Genomic DNA, 19,769 nt, shown 5'->3' on the forward strand with positions numbered 1-19,769 from the left:
ATCTACAATAATAGTAGAAACGATACGCACCCGGATGCAAGGGACACAATGTCGGAGCAATTACAGGACGGCGTGGTAAAGACCCGCTACTGGCACCGCCTGGAAGACGGCCGGGTACAGTGCGATCTGTGCCCGCGCTACTGCAAACTCAAGGACGGCCAGCGAGGTTTGTGCTTCGTGCGCGCCAACCAGGGCGGCGAGGTGGTGCTGACCACCTATGGCCGCTCCAGCGGCTACTGCATCGATCCGATCGAGAAGAAGCCGTTGAACCACTTTCTGCCGGGGACCCCGGTGCTGTCATTCGGTACCGCCGGCTGCAACCTGGCCTGCAAATTCTGCCAGAACTGGGATATCAGCAAGTCGCGCGAGATCGACACCCTGGCCGACCAGGCCAGTCCCGAGACCATTGCCCGCGCGGCGGAGGAACTGGGTTGCCGTAGCGTGGCCTATACCTACAATGATCCGGTGATCTTCCATGAATATGCCATCGACGTGGCCCGTGCCTGCCACGAGCGCGGGATCAAATCGGTGGCCGTGACTGCCGGCTATGTCACCGCCGAGCCGCGCCGGGAGTTCTACCAGTACATGGACGCGGCCAACGTTGACCTCAAGGCCTTCACCGAGGATTTCTACTGGAAGATCACCGGCGGCCACCTGCAGCCGGTGCTCGATACCCTGCTGTATCTCAAGCAGGAGACGGATGTCTGGTTCGAGCTCACCACGCTGCTGATACCCGATCACAATGACTCCGATCGGGAACTCGACGAGATGACCCGCTGGGTGGTGGAAAACCTGGGCCCGGATGTACCCATGCACTTCACTGCCTTTCATCCGGACTGGAAGATGCAGGACGTACCGCCCACGCCGCTGGAGACCCTGACACGGGCGCGGCGTATCGCCATGAACAACGGCGTGCGCTATGCCTACACCGGCAATGTGCATGACAGGGAGGGCGAGAGCACCTACTGCCACAGTTGCGGCAACCGGCTGATCGGACGCGACTGGTATGTGCTGAGTGACTGGAACATCACCCCCGAAGGGAACTGCAATCAGTGCGGCACGAAGGTGGCGGGCGTGTTCGAGGCCGGGCCGGGTCACTGGGGCTCGCGTCGCCAGCCGGTACGGCTGGCCGATTATGCCTGAGTCAGACTGAGACAGAGTGTAGGATGGGTGGAGGCGGATCGCGCCGTAACCCATCGTCAACCCGGGCATGATGGGTTGCGCTTCGCTTCACCCATCCTACGGAAGGCCTGCAGTCCAGCCGACTGGAGAGTGGATTGATCAGCTACAGATGCCCGCGCAACCCCACCGAGACCACCGCATAGGTGACGATCGCCATCCCCGCCGTGGCGATCAATGCCTGGCGGCGCCAGCCGTACAGATACAGCAGCACCACGATGGTCCAGCCCATCAGCAGCGGCCAGTAGCGAACCTCACCCGTGAACACGCGCCCCCCCTTCGGTCGGCTTGGATATGACGCTATTGTGAACCTTCCTGCAGTCGTTCGCACATCAGTCCCCGGCTGGGCGTGGTGATGGCCTGGTTGTATATCCCGGTGAGTTCGCTGATGACCTTGCCGTACCTGACCCGGCTTTCCATGCGCACCGGCAGATGACGGGCATCGTCAGTGAGCCAGAGATACATTTCGCCGCTGCGCTTGAATACCCCCTCGCTTTGCAGGCGCGGGTGGATCTTGACCGTCGGGGTGTCGTCGCCGAGCAGGGTGTCCAGGCGCTCGCGCCCGAGCACGTCGATGCTGAGGGTATAGTGCCGGTCCTTGTCCACCACCGGCAGATGGTAGGTCTCGCCGGGGTGCAGCGGCAGGGCGCGGGTGGTAAAGAAGGCAGACACCATGTCCAGGGTGCCGGGAGCGACTTCGAAGGCCTGCGTGGTCGTGGCCAGATGATCGGTCAGCCGTACCCGGCCGGGTTCCAGGAAATCCAATGTCAGGGCGTTGCGGTGCCGGCCCTCGTGTTGTCGGAACCGGTAGCCCAGTGATTGCAGACCGCGGTCGGTGCGCAGGCTTTCGACCCGGATCAGGTCGCGCACCCGGTAGACCAGGTCGACGGCGGCGTTGGAGCAGGCCTCGAGCCGGAAGCGCGCGCGCCCGGGCGCAGGGCTGCGGGCCTCGAGGATGGCCATGCCGGCCGGAACGAACAGCCAGTGGATGCTGAAGTGCAGGCGTTCGTAGCTCCCGTCCCAGCCGCGGGATTCCGCGCGAGCGGCTGTAATACACAGGCAGCATAGCAGCAGGCAGAGGAATGCCGGTTTCATGCGAACGTTCCGGTTTGAATCGATTGGGTCAAAGATCAAGAGCGCCACGGAATACACGGAAAGCACGGAAATAAAAACGAGAAACCTGGTTGTTGCCGTTCGGCCCTCTCGTCATCCCCGCGCAGGCGGGGATCCAGGTGACCGCTGCGGCTTCTGGGTCACTCGCGCTTCGCTCGCCCTTCTACCCATAGGGCATAAAGGGCCGTCCTGCGGACGTTCAACGCGCTCCGCGCTTTTGTCCTGCCTGCGCGGGAATGACGGGAAAATACGGGGAAACAACAACCTGTTTCATACTTTTAGTTTTTTCCGTGTTTTCCGTGTATTCCGTGTATTCCGTGGCGCTCTTGAACTCTACTCCCGCACCAGGATCAGCCCGGCCAGCGGCGGCAGGGTCAGTTCGATGGAATACGGATGTCCCATCCAGGGGGTGGCCTCGGCGCTCATGCCGTCCTCGCCCAGGTTGCTGCCGCCGTAGAAGGTCGAATCGGAATTCAGCCGCACCCGGTACCAGCCGGGCTCGGGCACGCCCAGCCGGTAGCGTTCGCGCACCAGCGGGGTGAAATTGAGTACCACCACGGCGAAGGCCTCGCCGGCGCGGCGCTGGTAGCTGATCACCGACTGGTCGGCGTCGTGACAGTCGATCCAGTCGAAGCCGTCGGCGCTGAACTCGTGGGTATGCAGGGCGGGCAGTTCGCGGTACAGATGATTGAGGTCGCGTACCAGCGCCTGCACGCCGGCATGCGGTGGGTAGTCGAGCGCGTTCCATTCCAGCGGGGCGTCGAATTTCCATTCCGAGCGCTGACCGAACTCCTGACCCATGAACAGCAGCTTCTTGCCCGGATAGCTCCACATGTAGGTGTAGAGCAGACGCAGGTTGGCGAACTGCTGCCACTCGTCGCCGGGCAGCTTGTGCAGCATGGAGCCCTTGCCGTGCACCACCTCGTCATGGGAGAAGGGCAGGACGAAGTTCTCGGTGAAGGCATAGAGCAGGCCGAAGGTGAGCTGGTCGTGATGGAAGTGGCGGTGCACCGGATCCTTACTCATGTAGAGCAGGGTGTCGTGCATCCAGCCCATGTTCCACTTCATGGAAAAGCCCAGGCCGCCCACCCACACCGGGCGTGTGACCTGCGGCCAGGCGGTGGATTCCTCGGCGATCATCAGGGTGCCCGGGTGCTGGCCATGGGTGATCTGGTTGAGCTCGCGCAGGAAGTCGATCGCCTCCAGGTTCTCGTTGCCGCCGTAGATGTTGGGGATCCAGTCGCCTTCCTCGCGCGAGTAGTTCAGGTACAGCATGGAGGCGACGGCGTCGACCCGCAGGCCGTCGATGTGGAATTCCTCCAGCCAGTAGACGGCGCTGGCCAGCAGGAAGTTCTTCACCTCGTTGCGGCCGTAGTTGAAGATGTAGGTGCCCCAGTCGCGGTGCTCGCCGCGGCGCGGGTCCGCGTGTTCGTACAGGGGGCTGCCGTCGAAGCGGGCCAGGGCGGTCTCGTCCTTGGGGAAGTGCCCCGGGGCCCAGTCGAGGATCACCCCGATGCCGTGCTGGTGGCAGCGGTCGACGAAGGCGCGGAAGCCGTCCGGCTCGCCGAAACGGCTGGTGGGTGCGAAGTAACCGGTGGTCTGGTAGCCCCAGGAGGCATCCAGCGGATGCTCGGTGACGGGCAGCAGTTCGATATGGGTAAAGCCCTGCTCGACCACGTAGGGGATCAGCCGCTCGGCCAGCGTCTCGTAGCTGAGAAAGCCGCCGTCCTCGCTGCGCTGCCAGGAGGCCAGGTGGGCCTCGTAGATGGCCATGGGCGCGGCCTGCCAGTCGGCTTGGCGACGCTGCTGCATCCAGTCCCCGTCGCCCCAGGCATAGCCGCTGGTCTCCAAAGCCCGGGCGGCGGTGCCGGGACGCAGTTCGAAGGCTTGGCCGTAGGGGTCGGTCCTGACGTGGATGCTGCCGCGTTCGCGGTTGCGGATTTCGTACTTGTACAGGGCGCCGGGCGCCAGGTCGGGGATGAACAGTTCCCAGACCCCGCTGCCCCCGCGCGCCCGCATGGGATGACGGCGGCCGTCCCAGCGGTTGAAATCGCCGATGACGCTGACGCGCTCGGCATTGGGCGCCCAGACCGCGAAGCGCAGTCCGTGGATGCCGTCGACCTCGTGCGGATGGGCGCCGAGGAAACGATAGGCATGCCAGTGGCGGCCCTCGCCGAACAGGTGCAGGTCGAAATCGCCCAGCTGGGGGGCGAAGCAGTAGGGATCGTACGCCAGGTGTTCCTGCCCGCCGGCGTCCCGCCAGGCGATGCGGTAATGGGCCGGCAGGCTGCCGGGCGCACCGCGCCAGAGGAAAAAACCTTCCCGGTCCAGCGGCTGCAGCGGGGCATCCGCCTCGACCAGCCGGGCGGCGGCGGCGCCGGGGAGGTAGGCCAGAACCCGTGCCTGTTCACCCTCGCCATGCCGCCCGAGCACGGCAAAGGGGTCGTGATGCCGGGCTTCGGCGATGCGGCCAAGTTCGGCGGCGGACGGGAGTCCCGCAGACCGTGTGATATCGATGGTGTTCACCTGCAGCTACACTTGATTCAGTGACAGGGGCGCGGGGTGACGGATGTCATTATTCCCACTTAGATTCGATGTTAACATGGAACCAGCTGGATCGGGGTATGTCGTATCCGGGCGGGCGGAGTTGCCCATGTGGCCGCCTCGCCGGATACGGCCGCACAGGACGAATAACAAGGAGAGATTATGTACACCGCGCCCACGCGTCGTTTTGTCAGCCGTCTGACGCGCAATACGCTGGCCCTGATCCTGGCCGGCGGCCGCGGCTCGCGCCTGAAGTTCCTCACCCTCTGGCGGGCCAAGCCGGCCGTACCCTTCGGTGGCAAGTTCCGCATCATCGATTTTCCCTTGTCCAACTGCATGAATTCCGGCATCCGCAGCGTCGGCGTCCTGACCCAGTACAAGGCCCATTCCCTGATCCAGCATATCTACCGCGGCTGGAACTTCCTGCGCGGCGAGTTCGGCGAGTTCGTCGAACTGCTGCCCGCGCAGCAGCGCATCGAGACCTCCTGGTACCAGGGCACGGCCGACGCCGTCTATCAGAACCTGGACATCCTGCGCGCCCATTCCCCGGATTATGTGCTGATCCTGGCCGGCGACCATGTCTACAAGATGGATTACGGCCCCATGATCGCCGAGCACGTCGAGCGCAAGGCCGACATGACGGTGGGCTGTCTGGAGGTGAGCCTGGAGGAGGCCAGATCCTTCGGCGTGATGTCCATCGACGAGGCCGGCTGGATCAAGGACTTTACGGAAAAGCCCGAGCACCCTGATCCCATGCCGGATCAGCCCGAGCGGGCGATGGCCTCGATGGGCATTTATGTCTTCAATACCCGGTTTCTCTTTGAGCAGCTGATCCGTGATGCTGATGCCGATGATTCCGAACACGATTTCGGCAAGAACATCATTCCCTATGTCATCGACAAGTACCGGGTGCTGGCGTATCCGTTCCGGGATCCGACCAGCGGCAAGCAGGGCTACTGGCGCGACGTGGGCACGGTGGACGCCTTCTGGGAAGCCAACCTGGAACTGTGCGGTATCACCCCCGAACTCAATCTCTACGACGAGGACTGGCCCATCTGGACCTACCAGGAACAGCTGCCGCCGGCCAAGTTCGTGTTCGACGACGAGGACCGGCGCGGCATGGCGGTCGATTCCATGGTCTCGGGGGGCTGCATCATCTCCGGGGCGAAGGTGCGTCACTCGCTGCTGTTCTCCAATGTCAAGGTCCACACCGGCGCGATGCTGCAGGACGCCGTGGTGCTGCCCGATGTGGATGTGGGCAAGGGGGCACGCATCACCCGGGCTGTCGTGGACAAGGGCTGCAACATTCCGCCCGGAATGGTGATCGGGGAGGATCCCCAGGCCGATGCCGAACGCTTTTATGTCTCGCCGAAAGGCGTGGTTCTGGTGACGCCCGACATGCTCGGGCAGGAGCTGCATCATGTCAGATAAGGCACCGATCAATGTGGTCATCTGCTGGCACATGCACCAGCCGCAGTATCACGATCTGGGCAGCGGCCGCTATTTCCAGCCCTGGACCTACCTGCACGCCATCAAGGACTATGTCGACATGGCCGCGCACCTGGAGCAGGTGCCCGCGGCGCGCGCCGTGGTCAATTTCGCCCCCATCCTGCTGGAGCAGCTCGACGACTACCGGCGCCAGGTCGCCGCCTTCAATGACGGTACGGCCATGAGCATCAGCGATCCGCTGCTCGAAGCCCTGGGTTCGACCGTCCTTCCGGCCGATGAGGAGGCCCGCATGCAGCTGATCCATGCCTGTCTGCGGGCCAACCAGGAGCGCCTGATCGACCGCTTCCCGGCCTACAAGCTGCTGGCCAGGGTCGCCCGCTGGATGCTCAAGCATCCGGCCGCGCTGGGTTATCTGGATGACCAGTTCCTGATCGACCTGCTGGTCTGGTACCACCTGGCCTGGACCGGCGAGACGGTGCGGCGCCAGGATCTGCGCATCCAGCGACTGCAGGACAAGGGCCATCATTTCAGTCTGCAGGATCGGCGCGAACTGATGCAGGTCATCGGCGAGATCCTCGACGGCCTGCTGCCGCGCTACCGGGCACTGGCCGAGGCCGGCCGGTTGGAGCTTGCCTTCAGCCCCTATGCCCATCCCATCGTGCCGCTGCTGCTGGAGATGGAGTCGGCGCGCCAGGCGATGCCCGAGGCGCCGCTGCCCGACGGCCAGGGCTACCCCGGCGGCGAGGCGCGTGCCGTCTGGCATATCCGCAAGGGGAAGGAGGTGTTCGAACGCTTCTTCGGCTTCGTCCCCGCCGGCTGCTGGCCTTCAGAGGGCGGTGTCAGTGACGCCACCCTGCGGCTGCTGGAGCGAGAGGGCATCCGCTGGGCCGCCACCGGCGAGTCGGTTCTGCGCAACAGCCTGCAGCACGATGACCAGCACAGGGAGGACACCCGGGAGACGGCCCTGTTCCAGCCCTGGCGTCTGCCCGACGGCGAGTTGGCCTGTTTCTTCCGTGACGACGGCCTGTCGGATGCCGTCGGTTTCAATTATTCCGACTGGCATGCCGATGATGCCGTGGCCAACCTGGTCCATCACCTGGAGAACATCGCAGCCGCCTCCCCGGATCCGCAGCGGCATGTGGTCAGCATCATTCTCGATGGAGAGAACGCCTGGGAATATTATCCGGAGAACGGTTTCTACTTTCTCCATGCGCTCTACTCGCAGCTGGCGGCGCATCCCGACATCAACCTGACCACCTTCAGCGACTGTCTGGAGCGCGATGTCGAGGTGAGCGAACTGCAATCCCTGGTGGCGGGCAGCTGGGTCTACGGCAGTTTCTCCACCTGGATCGGCGATCCGGACAAGAACCGCGGCTGGGACATGCTGATCGAGGCCAAGGAGGCGGTGGACCGGGTACTGGCCGGGGGCGGGCCGAGTCCGGAGCAGCGGGAGAAGATTGAACTGCAACTGGCGATCTGCGAGGGTTCCGACTGGTTCTGGTGGTTCGGCGACTACAATCCCTCGGACTCGGTGCAGGACTTCGACTCCCTGTTCCGGCTGCAGCTGGCCAACCTCTACCAGCTGCTGGGCGAGACGCCGCCGGAGTACCTGGCCCATGCCTTTTCCTTCGGTGCACGCGACGGCGAGGGCCCGGCCCGCGGCGGGGTGATGCGCCAGGGCCAGCAGTAACGCCGACGCCCGGGCATGAGACAGATACAGCATCCCATCGAAACGCGCCGCCGCGCCGGCGTGCTGCTGCATCCGACCTCACTGCCCGGCGGCAGCGGTTCCGGCGATCTGGGCCCGGCGGCCTTTCACTTCATCGACTTCATGGTCGACTGCGGCCTGTCGGTGTGGCAGGTGCTGCCGCTGGGGCCGACCCATGAGGACCGTTCACCCTACCAGACCACTTCGGTGCATGCCGGGGCGCCGGAGTTGATCAGCCTGGAACTGCTGTATCGCTGGGGCTGGCTGGACGCGGCGCCCGAGGCCGATCCCGTCGATCCCGAAGCCAATCGGTTCGCATGCCTGCGTCAGGCCCGCGCGGGTTTTATGCGCCATGCCCGCGATGCCGACCGGGAGGCGCTGCGCGAGTTCGTTGATGGCCACGCCTCCTGGCTGCCCGACTTCTCCTGCTATCAGGCCATTAAAGACACCCGGGACGGGGCGGCCTGGCTGGACTGGCCGGGGCCGCTGCGTGATCGTGAACCGCGGGCATTGGAACAGTTTCGCGCCGAGCACCGGGAGGCCATCGACCAGGTCGTGTTCGAGCAGTTCGTCTTCTTTCGCCAGTGGCACGATCTGCGCCGCTATGCCAACGAGCGGGATATCCTGCTGTTCGGCGATATTCCCATTTTCGTTGCTCACGACAGCGCCGATGTCTGGGCCAACCGCGAGGGGTTCCTGCTGCAGGAAGACGGTTACCCGAGAGTGGTGGCCGGCGTGCCGCCGGATTATTTCTCCGAGACCGGACAGCGCTGGGGCAATCCGCTGTATGACTGGGCGCAGATGGCTGCGACCGGCTACAGTTGGTGGTGGGAACGCATCCATACCCAGCGGGATCTGTTCGACCTGATCCGTATCGATCATTTCCGCGGCTTCGAAGCCTACTGGGAGATCCCGGCCGCGGCCGAGACCGCCATCGATGGCCGCTGGGTGGAAGGGCCGGGGGCGGAGTTCTTCGAGCACATGCTGGCGCGCTTCGGCGACCTGCCGCTGGTGGCCGAGGACCTGGGCACCATCGACGCGGCGGTGGAGCGGCTGCGTGACGATTTCCATCTGCCGGGAATGAAGATCCTGCAGTTCGCCTTCGGCGGCGGCGCGGATAATCCCTACCTGCCGCACAACCATGTTCCGCTCAGTCTGGTCTACACCGGTACTCACGACAACGACACCACCCTGGGCTGGTACGCCAGTCTGGATGAGAACGCGCATGAACATCTGGCCGCTTATCTCGGGCCGGAGGCAACGGACATGCCCTGGGCGCTGAATCGGGCGGCGATAGCCTCGGTGGCCCATTTGAGTGTGATTCCGCTGCAGGACTGGCTGGGTCTGGACGGCGCGCACCGCATGAATCAGCCCGGTGTGCGCGAAGGCAACTGGCAGTGGCGCTTCGAGTGGGACTGGATCGACGCGGAACTGCCGGGGCGCATCCGCGCGCTGCTGGAACTCTACGGCCGGGCCTGAGGGCAAGGATGGGTGAGGGCGCACTGCGCCGAACCCCGTCAGCCTGGCTCGGTGCGATGGGTTGCGCTGCGCTCCACCCATCCTACCCGATTACGGCCAGACCTGAAGGTAGGATGGGTGAAGGCGCCCTGCGCCGCAACCCATCAGCGGATCCTGATGCGATGGGTTGCGCTTCGCTGCACCCATCCTGCACGATTACAACCAGATCATCCGGCCCACCTCCAACGGATGACTGAGCAGCCAGTGCGAGGGATAGAGCCGGATCTTGTAGAACTGCAGCCCGGCCAGCGGCGGCTTGAAGTTCAGGCTGAACACGGACTCGCCCTGCTGGTTGGCACCTGCCGGCTCGAACTCGTAGCAGGCATAGGAGCTGAACTCGCCGTGCTCGTCCTCGGTGCCCACCACGCATTCGACCTTGATGTCGATGGGGGCCAGGCCGTTGAGATTGACCGCCACCTTGATGTCGCAGGTCTCGCCGGAGGCGATGGCTTCGGCCGCCGCGTCGACGCGGCGTGCGGCCACCTTGTCCCAGCGTGACAGGATCTTCTGCTTCCAGGCCGCGAGATCGCGCGCGCCCTTGAACTCCTCTTCCGCGAGCTTGCGGCACTGGCGCGCGGCCGGGGCGTAGAAGTCGCGCACATAGTCCATCACCATGCGCTGGGAATTGAACTGCGGCATGATGGACTTGATCGAGGCCTTGGACATCCGCACCCAGCCCTCGGAATAGCCGTGGCCGTTGCGGGCGTAGTAGAGCGGAATGACCTGGTGTTCCAGCAGGTCCAGCAACTCGTTGCTTTCCTCCTGGTCGCGATAGGCGGCGTCGTACTGGGGTCCGTGCGGTGTGATGGCCCAGCCGTTCTCGCCGTTGTAGCCCTCGCCCCACCAGCCGTCGAGCACGCTCAGGTTGATCACGCCGTTGATGCCGGCCTTCTGGCCCGAGGTGCCGCTGGCCTCCATCGGATACTCGGGGGTGTTCAACCAGACATCCACCCCGGTGACCAGTTTGCGTGCCAGCGCCATATCGTAGCCTTCGACCATGACGATGCGCCCGGCGAACTCCGGCCGGCGCGAGAACTCGTTGATCACCTGGATCAGGTGCTGGCCCGGCTGATCGTTGGGGTGTGCCTTGCCGGCGAACAGCAGCACCATCGGGCGCTGCGGATCGTTGAGCAGGCGCGCCAGCCGCTCGGGATCGGAGAACAGCAGGGCGGCGCGCTTGTAGGTGGCGAAGCGCCGGGCAAAGCCGATGGTGAGGATATCCGTTTCCTGCGGCAGCAGGTACTGGGTCAGCCGATCGATCTGGGCGTCGGACAGGCCGTTGCGCTTGTGCTGGATGGTCATGCGCCGGCGCACGTCGCTCATCAGTTCCGACTTCATGCTCTGGCGCAGGCTCCAGAAGCTGTGGTCGGGAATGGCGTCGATGCGTTCCCAGTAGTCCACGTTGAGCAGTTCGTTGCGCCAGCCGCGGCCGAAGCGCATATCGTAGAGATTGGCCCAGTCGCTGGCCAGGAAGGTCGGGACATGGACGCCGTTGGTGACGTAGCGCACCGGGCTTTCCGCCGGCGGCACCTGGGGCCAGATGTAGCTTTCCATGTGTGAGGCCACGCCGCCGTGAATGCGGCTGACCCCGTTGTGGAACCGCGAGGCGCGCAGCGCCAGCGCGGTCTGGTTGAAGCCGTGGTGGTTGTTGGGGCTGTCGCCGAGGGCGAGAAACTCGTCCAGATTCAGGCCCAGGTCCTTCACATAGTCGCTGAAGTAGGTCTTCATCAACTGATGATCGAAGATGTCGTGCCCGGCCGGCACCGGCGTATGGGTGGTGAACACGGTGCCGGCAGCGACCTGTTCCAGTGCGCTGTGGAAATCCATGTCGTTCTGACGGGTCATCTCCCGGCAGCGTTCCAGTACCTGGAAGGCGGCATGGCCCTCGTTGATGTGCCAGACCGTCGGGTGCAGATCCAGGGCGCGCAGCGCGCGCACCCCGCCGATGCCCAGCACGATCTCCTGCTGGATGCGGGTGGTGATGTCGCCGCCGTAGAGCTGGTAGGTGATGGCGCGGTCGGCCTCCTGGTTCTCCGGCAGGTCGGAGTCGAGCAGATACAGGGTGATGTGACCGGCCTTGGCCTCCCACACCTTGAGCATCACCCGCCGCCCCGGCAGATCGACGAACACATGCAGCTCCTGGGCGTTGACCAGGGCCGGGCGCAGCGGCAGGTTCTCGAACCGGGTCGGGGTGTAGTGGGCGATCTGGTTGCCGTGGGCGTCGATGGTCTGGTTGAAGTAGCCCTGGCGGTAGAGCATGCCCACCGCCACGAAGGGGATGCCCAGGTCGCTGGCGGCCTTGCAGTGATCGCCGGCCAGGATGCCCAGGCCGCCGGAGTAGATGGGCAGCGACTCATGCAGCCCGAACTCGGCGCAGAAATAGGCCACCAGTTCGTTCTGTTCCGGATCCAGGTACTTTTTGATCTCCTTGCGCGGTGCCTCGCTGTTGTAGCTGTCGTAGGCCGACAGGGTGCGGGCATAGTCCTCCATGTACACCCGGTCCTCGGCGGCGGCGTCCAGGCGCTCCTGGGCCACCCGGCGCAGGAACAGCTTGGGGTTGTGGCCGCAGTCATCCCACAGCTGCGGATCCAGCCGGTAGTACAGGCCGCGCACCGGCCGGTCCCAGCTGTAGAACAGATCGTCGGCGAGCTCCTGCAGCCGCGCCAGGCGTTTGGGCAGGGTGGGTTGGACTTCGATCGAGTAGCGCGTTCCAGCCATGGCTTGGTATCAGTTCCTGTATCGGTCGGGGACGATGGGCTGCACCGAAGTGGCGCAAAAAGGCGTCGCTCCGGTGACGATTATTGGGTATGTGCAGCAACTATGCCAGATCCGCATCGGGTCAGGGTTGGCAAGGGGGGTGTGGTGCCGGGAGAGAGACTCGAACTCTCACAGTGTTGCCACCGGGGGATTTTGAGTCCCCTGCGTCTACCAATTCCGCCATCCCGGCAGGGCGTCCGGCGCTAGCCGGAAGGGCGTAGTATACGGCATCGGCCAGTCGGGGCAACACGGCCTGAAGCCGGGCTGCGGGCATACAGACCGTGCTGCTGTCGGTCTGGAGAACGACGGGCTGTGGTACCATGCCGCGCCATGCAACGCAGTGATTTCCACTACCTTCTCCCCAGCCAGCTGATCGCGCAGTCGCCATTGGCCGAGCGCGGCGGCAGTCGCCTGCTCGTCCTCGATGGCGCCAGCGGCCGCTGCCGGGATGCCGGTTTTGCCGGGTTGCCGGACTATCTGCGCCCGGGCGACCTGCTGGTGATCAATGACACCCGGGTCATCCCGGCCCGGCTGCACGGCACCAAGGCCAGCGGCGGCCGGGTGGAGGTGCTGATCGAGCGCGTGGTTGACGCCCGCACCGCCCTGGCCCATGTGCGGGCCAGCAAGTCGCCGAAACCGGGCGGACGGCTGCAGCTGGAAGCGGGGCTGGAGGTCGAGGTGCTGGACCGGGAGGGCGAACTGTTCCGGTTGCGCTTCCCGACCGGGCGCACGGTGATGGAGTGGCTGGAGGTCCATGGCCATGTGCCGCTGCCGCCCTATATCCAGCGGCCCGATGCCGCCGAGGATCGCGAGCGTTACCAGACCCTGTTCGCGCGGGTGCCCGGCGCGGTGGCCGCGCCCACGGCCGGCCTGCACTTCGATGCGGCGATGCTGGAGCGCCTGGCCAGGGCCGGGGTGGAGACCGCGCGGGTCACGCTGCATGTGGGGGCCGGTACCTTCCAGCCGGTGCGGGTCGACGATCTCAGTCGCCACCACATGCATGCCGAGTATGTCGAGGTCGGGCAGGAGGCGGTCGACCAGGTGCGGGCAGCGCATGCGCGCGGCGCCCGGGTGCTGGCCGTGGGCACCACTGTGGTGCGCAGCCTGGAGGCCGCGGCCGCGAGCGGGCAGCTGCAGCCCTTCGCCGGCGATACCCGGCTGTTCATCACGCCGGGCTATGAATTCAAGGTCGTGGATCTGCTGCTGACCAATTTTCACCTGCCGGAGTCGACCCTGCTGATGCTGGTATGCGCCTTCGCCGGCTATGAGCCCGTGATGCAGGCCTACCGCCATGCGGTGGAACAGGAGTACCGCTTCTTCAGCTACGGCGATGCGATGCTGCTCAGCCGGGAGGGGCTGGCGCTGGAGCATTCAAAAAGATGAGCTGCGAAGGACACAGAGAAGAACAACGCCCGTCATTGCGAGCGCAAGCGAAGCAATCTCTTTCCGTAGCGCGGAACGCCGAACGAGATTGCCGCGGCACTTCGTGCCTCGCAATGACGGATGAATCAGGAATTTTCTCTTCGTGCCCCTGTGTCCTTGGTGGCGAAGATTTTCATGAGCCGAATCAGGTAATCCGATGCAGTTTGAACTGATCGCAACCGACGGCCAGGCCCGCCGCGGCCGGCTGACCTTCGACCGCGGCACGGTGGAGACGCCGGCCTTCATGCCCGTGGGCACCTACGGCACGGTCAAGGCGATGACCCCGGAGGAGGTCAGCGATACAGGCGCCGAGATCATTCTCGGCAATACCTTCCACCTGATGCTGCGCCCCGGCACCGAGATCATCCGCCGGCACGGCGACCTGCATGATTTCATGCACTGGAACGGGCCGATTCTGACCGACTCCGGCGGCTTCCAGGTGTTCAGCCTGGGCGAGATGAGAAAGATCACCGAGCAGGGTGTTCAGTTCCAGTCGCCGGTCGACGGCAGCAAGGTGTTCCTGGGGCCGGAGGAGTCCATGCGGGTGCAGCGCGAGCTGGGGGCCGATATCGTCATGATCTTCGACGAATGCACCCCCTACCCGGCGGACGAGAAGCAGGCGCGTGAATCCATGGAACTGTCGCTGCGCTGGGCCGAGCGCTCGCGCGCGGCGCACGGCGACAACCCGGCTGCGCTGTTCGGCATCGTTCAGGGCGGCATGTACCCGGAACTGCGCGCGCAGTCCCTGGCCGGGCTGCAGGGCATCGGCTTCGACGGTTATGCCATCGGCGGCCTGTCGGTGGGGGAGACCGAGGCCGAACGCATCCGTATCCTCGACGCGCTGGCCCCGATCCTGCCGACCGACCGGCCGCGGTATCTGATGGGGGTGGGTCGGCCGGAGGATATCGTCGAGGCGGTGCGGCGCGGGGTGGACATGTTCGACTGCGTACTGCCCACCCGCAATGCCCGCAACGGCTACCTGTTCACCCACCGCGGCACGGTCAAGATCCGCAACAGCGCCAGCCGCCGCGACACCGGCCCGCTGGACCCGGACTGCGGCTGCTACACCTGCCGCAACTACAGCCGCGCCTACCTGCATCACCTGGACAAGTGCAACGAGATCCTCGGCAGTCGTCTGAACACCATCCACAATCTGTATTATTATCAGACACTCATGCGTGGCCTGCGGGAGGCCGTCGCGGCCGGTGAACTGGCGGCCTACGTGGCCGATTTCTACGCCAGACGCGACCCGGCGGCGCCATCTATGGCATAATGCGCGCGGTTTTGTCCCCTTTGGGGGGGCGCAGCCGATTCATAACCGCAACAGGGATTTACAGATGGATACTCTGCTCGATTTCTTCATCAGCCCGGCCTGGGCCCAGGAGGCCCCGGCGGGTCAGCCCGATCCCCTGATGAGCTTTCTGCCGCTGATCCTGATCTTCGTGGTGTTCTGGTTCCTGCTCATCCGTCCGCAGCAGAAGAAGGTCAAGGAACACAAGGCCATGGTCGAGGCCCTGGGCAAGGGCGACGAGGTGGTCACCAACGGCGGCGTGCTGGGCAGGATCACCGAGGTGGGCGACAACTTCGTCACCCTGAAGATCGCCGACAATGTCGAGATCAAGGTGCAGCGTCATGCCGTGGCCTCGCTGATGCCCAAGGGCACTGTTAAGGACGCCTGATCCGGTGCCGTGTCGGAACTGTCAACTTAGAAAAATCCGGATCAGTGCCTGATAATCATTTCCCCAGGTTGTCATTCCGGCGCTGGCCGGAATCCATGGACCGCAGTGGTTTCCGGATCCCGGCACTCACCGGGATGACGAGGGGCTCCAGGCACTTATACAAGTCTCAATAATACAACTGCGCTGCAAGCAGTTCCCGAGGATGACCCTGTTCCATGATTAACCGCTATCCGCTCTGGAAGTATCTGCTGATACTGGTCATCGCCCTGGTGGGCGTGATCTACGCCCTGCCGAATCTCTATGGCGAGGATCCGGCGATCCAGGTTTCCGCAAGCCGCAGCGAGCAGGTGGATGCGGGCATTGCCGATCTGGTGCGCACCACGCTCAGGGAGGAGGGCATCGAGCCCAAATCGGTTGAGGTGCTCGATGAGCGGCTGCTGGTGCGCTTCCGCCGCACCGAGGAGCAGCTGGAGGCGGCCGATCTGGTGCAGGTGGCGCTGGGCGGTGATTTCGTCGTAGCGTTGAATCTGGCCAGCGCGGAACCGGAATGGCTGACCGCGCTCAATGCCAAGCCCATGTACCTGGGGCTGGATCTGCGCGGCGGTGTCCACTTCCTGTTGGAAGTGGACATGGAGGCGGCCGTGGCCCAGGCCGAGCAGCGTTATGTCGACGATTTCCGCGGCTTCCTGCGCCGGCTCGACGACCCCATCCGCTACATCACCATCGGGCGCAAGGACGATACGATCGTCGCGCGCTTCCGCACGGCCGGGGAGCAGCAGGCCGCGCTGAGCGAACTCGAGGACGAGTTCGGCGATCTGGACTTCACCGCCGAAACCAGCGGCGAGGACCACCAGGTGGTGGCTCGCATTCCCGAGGCCCAGCTGCGCGAGATCCGCAATTTCGCCCTGCAGCAGAACATCACCACCCTGCGCAACCGCGTCAACGAACTGGGCGTGGCCGAGCCGGTGATCCAGCAGCAGGGCGACCGGCGCATCGTGGTGCAGCTGCCGGGCGTGCAGGACACCGCCCGGGCCAAGGAGATCCTGGGCGCGACCGCCACCCTGGAATTCCGGCTGGTGGACGAGAAGCACGATCCCTACGATGCCGCCGAGACCGGCCGTGCGCCGATCGGCACCGAACTCTACCGCACCCGCGACGGCCAGCCGGTGCTGCTGGAACGCCGCGTGATCGTCACCGGCGACCGCATCACCAACGCCTCCTCGGGCTTCGATCAGGATACCGGCGGCTCGGCCGTGTTCATCAATCTGGACGGCGCCGGCGCCAACCAGATGCAGGCCGCCACCCGCGACAACATCGGCCGGCCGATGGCGGTGCTGTTCATCGAGAACAAGGTCGATACCCGCGAGGTCGACGGCGAACTGGTCAAGGAAAAGCGCACCATCAAGGAAGTGATCAATATCGCCACCATTCGCGACCAGCTCAGCCGCCGCTTCCAGATCACCGGCCTGGACAGTACCAACGAGGCACGCGACCTGGCCCTGCTGCTGCGCGCCGGCGCGCTGGCCGCCCCCATCGAGATCATCGAGGAACGCACCGTCGGCCCCAGCATGGGCCGCGAGAACGTCGAGCAGGGGCAGCTGTCGGTGCTGATCGGCTTTGTCTGTGTGCTGATCTTCATGGCCATCTACTACAAGGCATTCGGCCTGGTCGCCAACGTGGCCCTGACGCTCAACCTGGTGCTGATCGTGGCCGTGTTGTCCATGCTGCAGGCCACCCTGACCCTGCCGGGTATCGCCGGCATCGTGCTCACCGTGGGCATGGCGGTGGACGCCAACGTGCTCATCTACGAGCGCATCCGCGAGGAGATCCGCAACGGCAACAGCCCGCAGTCCAGCATCCACTCGGGCTACGAGAAGGCCTTCTCGACCATCGCCGATGCCAACATCACCACCCTGATCGCGGCCATCGTGCTGTTCAGCTTCGGCACCGGACCGGTGAAGGGCTTCGCCGTGACCCTGTCCATCGGCATCGTGACCTCAATGTTCACGGCCATCATGGGCACCCGGGCGCTGGTCAACCTGGTCTACGGCAGCCGCCGGCTGCAGAAACTCTCCATATAAGGCATTGCCATGCGACTGTTGAGCGGACAGACAAAGATCGATTTCATGGGCAAGCGCAAGCTGGCCTTTGCCTTCTCGCTGCTGCTGATCCTGGTGGCCATCGGCTCGCTCGCCACCCGCGGGCTGAGTCTCGGGATCGACTTCACCGGCGGCACCCTGGTCGAGGTCGGTTATCCCCAGCCCCAGGAACTGGAGCCGATCCGCAGCGTGCTGCAGGAGGGCGGTTTCGAGGCCGCGCAGGTGCAGTACTTCGGCTCCTCGCGCGAGGTGCTGATCCGGCTGGCCCCGCGCGCGGAGAGCCAGGCCGAGCTGAGCAGCCGGCTGCTGGGTCTGCTGCAGCAGCACAATGCGGGGGTGGAGATGCGCCGGGTGGAGTTCGTCGGCGCCCAGGTCGGCGAGGAACTGATCGAGAAGGGGGGGCTGGCCATGCTCTATGCCCTGATCGGCATCCTGGTCTACGTCACCCTGCGCTTCGAGTACCGCTTCTCGGTCGGCGCGGTGGTCGCGCTGATCCATGACGTGACCATCACCCTGGGCATGTTCTCGGTCACGCAGATGGAGTTCGATCTCACCGTGCTGGCCGCACTGCTGGCCATCATCGGCTACTCGCTCAACGACACCATCGTGGTGTTCGACCGCATCCGCGAGAACTTCCGCAAGATCCGCAAGCAGAGCCCGACCGGGGTGGTGAACACCTCCATCAACCAGACCCTGTCGCGCACCCTGATGACCTCGCTGACCACCCTGCTGGTGGTGGTCGCCCTGTTCGTGCTGGGCGGCGAGGTCATCCATGCCTTCGCCTTCGCGCTGCTGGTGGGCATCCTCGTCGGTACCTATTCCTCCATCTATGTCGCCAGTACCGTGGCCCTGCTGCTCGGGGTGAGCAAGCAGGACCTGATGCCGGTCAAGAAGGAAGGCGCGCAGGTCGACGACCAGCCGTAGACTGGCCTGAGTATAGAATTTATACAAAAATAGCCACGGAAAACACGGAAAGCACGGACGTTATTCTGTCTAAGGCTGATCCTCTTTAATGATATTTCTTCATTCCGGCGAAGGCCGGAATGACGGATCTCAAGCCAGGCGGAGCCGCTTTACGCACTTGCTCTTATATTTTCCGTGCTTTCCGTGTTTTCCGTGGCTATGTTTCAGTATCTGATTCAGGCCGCGGCGTGCAGTTCCCGCCGGGCCGAGGCGATCACGCCCGAGCCCGAACGCAGCAGAAAGATCACCAGCGCGAGTGCCACCAGTGTGTCCGGCCAACCGGTGCCGGTGAGCCAGACCCCGCCGGCGGCGGCGAACACCGACAGGTTGGACACGATGTCGTTGCGCGAGCATTCCCACACCGAACTCATGTTCACGTCCTCGTGACGGTGACGCCAGAGCAGGTACAGGCACAGGGAGTTGGCTGCCAGCCCCAGCAGGCTGAAGGCGCCCATGACCTCGAACAGGGGCAGACCGGGAACGAAGATGCGATAGACAACCTGGACCAGCACCACGCCGCCCGCCAGCACGATCAGCCAGCCCTTGAACAGCGCCACCCGTGCCTTGGTTGCCGCCCCGCGGCTGACGGCATACAGGCTCAGGCCGTAGGTCAGCGCGTCACCCAGGTTGTCCAGGCTGTCAGCCAGCAGTGCCGATGAGCCGCCATACAGGGCGGCGCCCGCGATCACCAGGAACATCAGCGCATTGATGCCGAGCACGATCCGCAGCGTGCGGCGCTGCCGTGTCTGTCGGGCATCCAGGGAACAATCGTTGTCGCAGCAGCCACTCATCGTGCAGGACGGTCAGGCAAGCGGCAGGCATCCCTGCCGGGTGTGGCCGCAGGTTGGCAGAAGGGTGGGGCGGTTGCAATCCGTCCCGGGGACGATGCCCGGCTCAGCGCGCCTTGCGCACCTCGTCCATGGGGTCGTGTTCGTCCAGGCCGGGCAGGATCTTGCTGCACAGGGTGCTGCTGCGATTCTGGCACTTGTCCTCGTCGGCACCGCGGATGGTCAACGCGGCCCAGACCGAGGCCAGTATCCACAGGCCCAGTCCGAGCAGGGCGGTCTGGCCGCCGCTGCCCTCGGTCGGCCCGCCCCAGATCAGGCCATAGAGAATGCCGACGATGCCGGCGATCCAGAATACGCCGATGGGTGCGGCGCAGCAGCCGGCACAGCCGTAACGGCAGGCGGCAAAGGGTGGGGTGAACAGCACCAGCAGTGTTTTTTTCATCGTGTCCCCTCGCGTTGCGTGGATTTATATGCTGATCCCGTGTCATGCACGGGAATTGATATCCACTTGCAACCTGTATAACACAAAAAACCCGCAGGCGAAACGGGC

General features: G+C 64.6%; 15 protein-coding genes and 1 tRNA gene. 9 read left to right on the top strand and 7 right to left on the bottom strand.

Annotated elements, in window-relative coordinates; all coding sequences use genetic code 11:
• The first annotated feature begins 48 nt into the window (after positions 1–48).
• Complete coding sequence (gene amrS / locus CFK21_RS07380) at positions 49–1,143, top strand: AmmeMemoRadiSam system radical SAM enzyme (protein ID WP_096366061.1); 1,095 nt, start codon at positions 49–51, stop codon at positions 1,141–1,143.
• Positions 1,144–1,285: 142 nt separating this feature from the next.
• Here amrS and CFK21_RS15205 read toward each other — a convergent pair whose 3' ends face one another.
• The 3 genes from CFK21_RS15205 to glgB form a co-directional block, all read right to left on the bottom strand.
• Positions 1,286–1,447, bottom strand: a complete 162-nt coding sequence (locus CFK21_RS15205) for a hypothetical protein (protein ID WP_157745495.1) — start codon at positions 1,445–1,447, stop codon at positions 1,286–1,288.
• A 32-nt stretch (positions 1,448–1,479) separates the two neighbouring features.
• The gene (locus tag CFK21_RS07385; RefSeq protein WP_096366062.1) at positions 1,480–2,274 is read right to left on the bottom strand and encodes a DUF3108 domain-containing protein; all 795 of its coding nucleotides are present in this window, start codon (positions 2,272–2,274) and stop codon (positions 1,480–1,482) included.
• Between the two features lie 351 nt (positions 2,275–2,625).
• Positions 2,626–4,809 carry a 1,4-alpha-glucan branching protein GlgB gene (glgB, locus tag CFK21_RS07390; RefSeq protein ID WP_096367536.1) on the bottom strand — a complete coding sequence of 728 codons (2,184 nt, stop codon included), beginning with the start codon at positions 4,807–4,809 and terminating at the stop codon, positions 2,626–2,628.
• A gap of 189 nt (positions 4,810–4,998) precedes the next feature.
• On the opposite strand from glgB, the gene glgC reads away from it, so the two are divergent.
• The 3 genes from glgC to malQ are packed head-to-tail and all read left to right on the top strand — an operon-like array spanning position 4,999 to position 9,472.
• A complete protein-coding gene (gene glgC, locus CFK21_RS07395; protein WP_096366063.1) occupies positions 4,999–6,267 on the top strand; it encodes a glucose-1-phosphate adenylyltransferase in 1,269 nt (422 codons plus the stop codon).
• A complete protein-coding gene (locus CFK21_RS07400) occupies positions 6,257–7,975 on the top strand; it encodes a glycoside hydrolase family 57 protein (RefSeq protein WP_096366064.1) in 1,719 nt (572 codons plus the stop codon). Before glgC ends, CFK21_RS07400 begins: the two co-directional genes overlap by 11 nt.
• Positions 7,976–7,990: 15 nt before the next feature.
• Positions 7,991–9,472, top strand: coding sequence for a 4-alpha-glucanotransferase (malQ, locus tag CFK21_RS07405; RefSeq protein ID WP_096366065.1), 1,482 nt, complete (start codon positions 7,991–7,993; stop codon positions 9,470–9,472).
• A 195-nt stretch (positions 9,473–9,667) separates the two neighbouring features.
• On the opposite strand, the gene glgP is transcribed toward malQ, so the two are convergent.
• Together glgP and CFK21_RS07415 are read right to left on the bottom strand one after the other, a co-directional pair.
• Entirely contained in the window at positions 9,668–12,229 is a 2,562-nt protein-coding gene (gene glgP / locus CFK21_RS07410) for an alpha-glucan family phosphorylase (RefSeq protein WP_096366066.1), read from the bottom strand.
• A 142-nt stretch (positions 12,230–12,371) separates the two neighbouring features.
• Positions 12,372–12,458 (bottom strand) — tRNA-Leu (locus CFK21_RS07415).
• 140 nt (positions 12,459–12,598) lie between these two features.
• Here CFK21_RS07415 and queA point away from each other — a divergent pair.
• The 5 genes from queA (at position 12,599) to secF (ending at position 18,392) form a co-directional block, all read left to right on the top strand.
• Positions 12,599–13,651 (top strand): tRNA preQ1(34) S-adenosylmethionine ribosyltransferase-isomerase QueA, encoded by a 1,053-nt coding sequence (gene queA, locus CFK21_RS07420; protein WP_096366067.1) that lies wholly within the window; start codon positions 12,599–12,601, stop codon positions 13,649–13,651.
• A gap of 196 nt (positions 13,652–13,847) precedes the next feature.
• Positions 13,848–14,963: a tRNA guanosine(34) transglycosylase Tgt gene (gene tgt, locus CFK21_RS07425; RefSeq protein WP_096366068.1), complete on the top strand. Its 1,116-nt coding sequence runs from the start codon at positions 13,848–13,850 to the stop codon at positions 14,961–14,963.
• Between the two features lie 64 nt (positions 14,964–15,027).
• Positions 15,028–15,369, top strand: coding sequence for a preprotein translocase subunit YajC (gene yajC / locus CFK21_RS07430; RefSeq protein WP_096366069.1), 342 nt, complete (start codon positions 15,028–15,030; stop codon positions 15,367–15,369).
• 215 nt (positions 15,370–15,584) lie between these two features.
• Entirely contained in the window at positions 15,585–17,450 is a 1,866-nt protein-coding gene (gene secD, locus CFK21_RS07435) for a protein translocase subunit SecD (protein WP_096366070.1), read from the top strand.
• A gap of 9 nt (positions 17,451–17,459) precedes the next feature.
• Complete coding sequence (gene secF / locus CFK21_RS07440) at positions 17,460–18,392, top strand: protein translocase subunit SecF (RefSeq protein WP_096366071.1); 933 nt, start codon at positions 17,460–17,462, stop codon at positions 18,390–18,392.
• Between the two features lie 215 nt (positions 18,393–18,607).
• Here the strand turns inward: secF and CFK21_RS07445 are convergent, their stop codons facing one another.
• Together CFK21_RS07445 and CFK21_RS07450 are read right to left on the bottom strand one after the other, a co-directional pair.
• Positions 18,608–19,222 (bottom strand): cation transporter, encoded by a 615-nt coding sequence (locus CFK21_RS07445; protein ID WP_096366072.1) that lies wholly within the window; start codon positions 19,220–19,222, stop codon positions 18,608–18,610.
• A gap of 103 nt (positions 19,223–19,325) precedes the next feature.
• Positions 19,326–19,661 carry a hypothetical protein gene (locus CFK21_RS07450; protein WP_096366073.1) on the bottom strand — a complete coding sequence of 112 codons (336 nt, stop codon included), beginning with the start codon at positions 19,659–19,661 and terminating at the stop codon, positions 19,326–19,328.
• Positions 19,662–19,769: the final 108 nt, after the last annotated feature.

It is taken from the genome of Thiohalobacter thiocyanaticus, from assembly GCF_002356355.1.
Lineage (GTDB): Bacteria > Pseudomonadota > Gammaproteobacteria > Thiohalobacterales > Thiohalobacteraceae > Thiohalobacter > Thiohalobacter thiocyanaticus_A.